Below are 379 nucleotides of genomic sequence, written 5' to 3' on the forward strand. Positions count from 1 at the left end.
CTACGTACTCGAGGGCAAGGCGGTCTACCTGCTCAATGAGGACTGGATCGAGGTTGAGGCGGGCGACTTCATGTGGCTGCGCGCCTTCTGCCCACAAGCCTGCTACGCCGGCGGCCCGGAACAGTTCAGCTACCTCCTCTACAAGGACGTCAACCGCCACATGCCGTTCATCCGCCCCTAGCGCGCGGTTAGGCGAAGTCGGGGTCTTTGACGGAGTCGCCGTCGTCACTGGCGCTGGCGCCGGCCTGGGCACGATGCGACCACGACTCGAGTTCGGCGAGTACGTTGGCGTGTTTGTCGACGCAGATGACCACCAGATCGCCGGGGTTGGCGCGGGCCATCGCGTGCCGGGTGGCCTCGATCTCGTCGTGCATGATCT

At 64.9% G+C, this 379-nt stretch carries 1 protein-coding gene and 1 pseudogene; one reads left to right on the forward strand and one right to left on the reverse strand.

The window, feature by feature from the left end; genetic code table 11:
* A pseudogene (locus I6F37_RS45180) lies at nucleotides 1–181 on the forward strand ((S)-ureidoglycine aminohydrolase); the annotation flags it as partial.
* Nucleotides 182–188: 7 nt separating this feature from the next.
* Here the strand turns inward: I6F37_RS45180 and I6F37_RS45185 are convergent.
* The coding region (locus I6F37_RS45185; protein WP_225155154.1) for a hypothetical protein at nucleotides 189–379 on the reverse strand (191 nt) is incomplete at its 5' end.

Origin of the sequence: Bradyrhizobium sp. NBAIM08, assembly GCF_020193935.1 — a bacterium.
Lineage (GTDB): Bacteria > Pseudomonadota > Alphaproteobacteria > Rhizobiales > Xanthobacteraceae > Bradyrhizobium > Bradyrhizobium yuanmingense.